The sequence below is a fragment of the Nocardiopsis lucentensis DSM 44048 genome (genome assembly GCF_000341125.1).
Lineage (GTDB): Bacteria > Actinomycetota > Actinomycetes > Streptosporangiales > Streptosporangiaceae > Nocardiopsis > Nocardiopsis lucentensis.
The window spans coordinates 1-4158 of record NZ_ANBC01000023.1; the positions used below are offsets into that span (position 1 = coordinate 1).

Annotated in this window: 5 protein-coding genes; 1 reads left to right on the plus strand and 4 read right to left on the minus strand. The window is 71.1% G+C overall.

The genetic code is table 11. From position 1 onward, the window contains the following. The 4 genes from D471_RS0100625 to D471_RS0100640 form a co-directional block, all read right to left on the minus strand. Nucleotides 1-848 (minus strand): serine/threonine-protein kinase (locus D471_RS0100625; protein ID WP_017596838.1); only part of this gene is annotated, 848 nt, incomplete at its 3' end. A gap of 154 nt (nt 849-1002) precedes the next feature. After that, nucleotides 1003-1179, minus strand: coding sequence for a Trm112 family protein (locus D471_RS38095; protein ID WP_017596839.1), 177 nt, complete (start codon nt 1177-1179; stop codon nt 1003-1005). A 115-nt stretch (nt 1180-1294) separates the two neighbouring features. Continuing rightward, nucleotides 1295-2647, minus strand: a complete 1353-nt coding sequence (locus D471_RS0100635) for a phosphomannomutase/phosphoglucomutase (RefSeq protein WP_017596840.1) — start codon at nt 2645-2647, stop codon at nt 1295-1297. A 177-nt stretch (nt 2648-2824) separates the two neighbouring features. Beyond that, a complete protein-coding gene (locus D471_RS0100640; RefSeq protein WP_026127276.1) occupies nt 2825-3223 on the minus strand; it encodes a DUF3499 domain-containing protein in 399 nt (132 codons plus the stop codon). A gap of 173 nt (nt 3224-3396) precedes the next feature. Between D471_RS0100640 and D471_RS0100645 the strand changes: the two genes are divergently transcribed. Next, nucleotides 3397-3792 (plus strand): metallopeptidase family protein, encoded by a 396-nt coding sequence (locus D471_RS0100645; RefSeq protein WP_017596842.1) that lies wholly within the window; start codon nt 3397-3399, stop codon nt 3790-3792. Nucleotides 3793-4158 lie beyond the last annotated feature (366 nt).

Consider the following 4158-nt stretch of genomic DNA (forward strand, 5'->3'; position numbering starts at 1 on the left):
CGCTGGAGCGCGTCGTCGGTGGAGTGGGCGCCCTCGTCCCCTTCATGGCCCAGCAGGCGCATGAGCAGGGTCTGCGCGCTGGGGCGCCGGTCGGGGTTCTTGTCCAGGCAGGACTCGACGATCGGCCGCAGCGCCTCGTCCATCCCGTCCAGTTCGGGCGGCGCACTGACCACACGGTGCACGACCGCCGGAACGGTGTCCGCGCCGAACGGGGCGTGTCCGGTGGAGGCGAAGGCGATCACGCAGCCCCAGGCGAAGATGTCGCACTTGTCGGTGACCCCGCGCCCCTCGATCTGCTCGGGCGCCATGTAGGAGGGCGTCCCCACGATCGAGTTGGTCATGGTGGCCGTGCCGTCGTCCATGCGCGCGATGCCGAAGTCGATCACCCGCGGGCCGTCCTGTCCCAGCAGCACGTTGCCCGGCTTGAAGTCGCGGTGGACGATGCCCGCCCGGTGGATGGCCACCAGGGCGGTGGCCGTGGAGACGGCGAGCCTCTGAAGCTTGGAGCCCCGCAGCGGTGCGCCCTTGGCCACGGTGTCCTGGAGGTCCTTGCCCTGCACGAACTCGCTGACCACGTAGGGCGGGTCCTCGTCGAGCTGGGCGTCGAGGATCGCGGCCGTGCAGAACGACGCGACCTTCTGCGCGGCCCGGACCTCCTTGGCGAACCTCCTGCGCAGCTCGCCGTCTCCCGACCACTGGTCGTTGAGGACCTTGACCGCGACCTGGTCGCCTTCGGTGTCCTCAGCGAGGTAGACCACGCCCTGCCCGCCCTTGCCCAGGCGACCGGTCACTCGGTACGCGCCGAACGCTGCGGGGTCGCTCGGCTGTAGCGGTTCGGGACCGGGCATCAGTGTCCTCCAGGGCTTTCGTGCGGGGCGCGCACCAACAGGGTACGGGGCGAACGGCGGGACCGCGCCTCGGACGATCACGCCCGAACTGCGCCTCTCACCTCACGCCGTAGCCGTTTGGACTACCGAAGTGGCCAGAACGTTCCATCCGACCTCAATCGATTTTTCGCGCCTCGTCGACGAGCAGCACCGGGATGCCGTCCCGGATCGGGTAGGCCAGACCGCTCTCGTCGCAGACCAGTTCGTCGGTCTCGGGGTCGTGGCGGAGCGGGGCCTGGCTCTGCGGGCAGGCCAGGATGTCCAGCAGCCACCCGTCGATCTTCGTGCTCATGTTCTCGTTCCTCGTGTGCTCGTGGGTGTGCCTGTGGCGCCTCGGCGCCGTGGGCACGTCCGCGCCGTGCGGACTGCCTGTGCCCGGCGCGGACTCTCCCCACCAGAATGCCTGGTCAGGCTCGGACGATGCTCAGGACCTCGTCGCGCAGCTTCGCCACGGTTCCCTCGTCGGACGCCTCCACGTTGAGCCGCAGGAGCGGTTCGGTGTTGGAGGCGCGCAGGTTGAACCATGATCCGTCCGGCAGGTGGACGGTCAGGCCGTCGAGTTCGTCGACGGTGACGCCGTCCCTGACGTCGAAGGCCGCGCGGACCGCCGCCATCCGGGAGGGTGCGTCGGCCACCGTGGAGTTGACCTCCCCGGACGCCGCGTAGCGCGAGTACTCCTCGGTGATCCGGGAGAGCGGACGGTCGTCCGAGCCCAGGACCCGCAGGACGTGCATCGCCGCGAGCATACCCGTGTCGGCCCGCCAGAAGTCCCGGAAGTAGTAGTGGGCGGAGTGCTCGCCGCCGAAGATCGCGCCGGTCTCGGCCATGGTGGCCTTGATGAAGGAGTGGCCGACTCGGGTGCGGACGGGGACGCCGCCTCGCTCGCGGACGATCTCGGGCACGGCGGTGGAGGTGATGAGGTTGTGGATGATCGTGGCGCCCGGTTCGCGCCGCAGTTCCTGGGCGGCGACCAGGGCGGTGACCGCCGACGGCGGGACGGGGTCGCCGCGCTCGTCGACCACGAAGCAGCGGTCGGCGTCGCCGTCGAAGGCCAGGCCGATGTCGGCGCCGGTCTCACGCACCCTGGCCTGGAGATCGACCAGGTTGGCGGGGTCCAGCGGGTTGGCGGGGTGGTTGGGGAAGGTGCCGTCCAACTCGAAGTACAGGGGCACGACCTCCAGCGGCAGCCCCTGTTCCAGGACCGCCGGGACCGTGTACCCGCCCATGCCGTTGCCCGCGTCGACGACCACCTTCAGCGGTCGGATGCCGGACAGGTCGACCAGGTCGCGCAGGTAGGCGGCGTATCCCGACAGCAGGTCACGCTCGGTGACGGCGCCCTTCGGCCCGGCGTTTTCCGGGACCCCGGCCTCGGCCAGCCGGCGGATCTCGTCGAGACCGGTCTCGCCGCTGATCGGCGCCGCCCCGGCCCGGCACATCTTGATGCCGTTGTACTCGGCCGGGTTGTGACTGGCGGTGAACATGGCACCGGGCAGGTCGAGGTGGCCGGAGCCGTAGTAGAGGAGGTCGGTCGAGCCGAGCCCGGCGAACACGACGTCGATGCCCTGGGAAGTGACGCCGTCGGCGAAGGCCGTGGCCAGGTCGGGTGAGGAGGGGCGCATGTCGTGCGCGACCACGACGGCCGGGCCACCGACCACGCGGGCGAAGGCGGCGCCGATCGCCCGTGCGATATCGGCATTGAAGGTGTCCGGAATCACACCGCGTACGTCGTATGCCTTGAAGATGCTTCGGAGGTCAACCACGTCTTCTCCGGCCGGTCGGTCCTGCTCCTGGTTCGGTGTCGCGCAGTGCCCTGGGGTCCGCGCCGTACAAACGTAGCAAGGGGCCGCGGACGGCCGGCGACACCCGGGGGTGAAGGGAGCTTGGACGGAGGGTGACGGCGGTAGGGGCCCCGCCGCTCCGGCACCGCCCCGGTGGGCTCAGCCCCGGTCGCGGGGCTCGTGGTCGCCTCGGCCCGGGTCGGACCGGACCACGCGCAGGTGGCCGCGGCGCAGGGTCTCGGCTCCCTCGCCGACGGCGTCATCCGTGGGGGCCGCGGGCGAGGGCGGGCGCGCCGCCTCACGTACGGCGTCCGCGAGGGCCTCCAGGTCGTCGCTGCCGGGTCCGCCGCCCGACGTCTCGACCGGAAGCCGCACGACCTCCCAGCCGCGGGGGGCCGTCAGCCGGTCGGCGTGGACGGCGCACAGGTCGTAGCAGTGCGGTTCCACGTAGGCGGCGAGAGGGCCCAGCACGGCGGTGGAGTCGGCGTACACGTACGTGAGCGTGAAGACGGCGGGCTGCCTGCACGCGGTACGGGAGCAGCGTCGAACATGGCTCACAGCGTTTGACTGTATGCCTTTACCGAGGGACACGCCAGCATCGTCCCACGACGGCCGTCCCCGCGTGCCCCGCGCGACCGTGTTCCGGGGAATCGGGGCTACGCGCGGGGCGGTTGATGGCTTAGTCTCGAAGTGTGCGACGAGTGCGCCTTTCCAGTGGCCAACCAGACCGAGTGCGGCGCCGGGACCGCCGCGGCCGAGGCATCCGCGGTCCTCTCGTGCCCTCCGACCTGCCGGTTTACCGCAGCCGAGCGCAGGCCTTCGACGACCTTGTGTTGGACGCCGTCGAACGCCTGGAGCGCCTGTGGGCGCGTGAACTGGCGAACGTGGACTTCCTCGTCGAGGACGTCCCCCCGATCGCGCCCCGTGACCCTCTGGTGGAGTCGATCCCCTTCTCCCGCCTGGAGAACGATCCGGACGGCAGAGCCCGCATCGTGGTCTACCGCCGTCCCGTGGAGATCCGGACCAAGGATCCGGAGGAGATGGCCCTGCTGGTCCACGAGGCGGTCGTCGAGGAGGTCGCCAACCTGCTGGGCGTGGAACCGGAGTCCGTCGACCCCGAGGCGTGAGCCCCGGGGGCGCCCGAACCGGGTGAGTGCCGCGCCGGAGGCGTCGGTTGAGGGTGCCCGCCCCACCGCGAAGCGGCCCCCGGGCGGTGGCGGGCGACGAAGAGGGAGGTTCCGCGGCCGAAGGCCGTCCGTTGAGGGTGGTGGAGGGCGACGGGCGGGCCGAAGCGAAGCGGAGGCCCAAGGCAGACACAGTTCGGGCGCCGACAGGGTTCTGCAAGACGAGGCAAGCCGCGAGCGAGGAACGAGCGACAGGCGCGGCCGAGGATGAAGAACCCCTGTCTCCGGGGCGCCCGAACCCGGGCCGAAGCGCAGCGGAGGACCAAGGCAGACACAGTTCGGGCGCCGACAGGGTTCTGCAAGACGAGG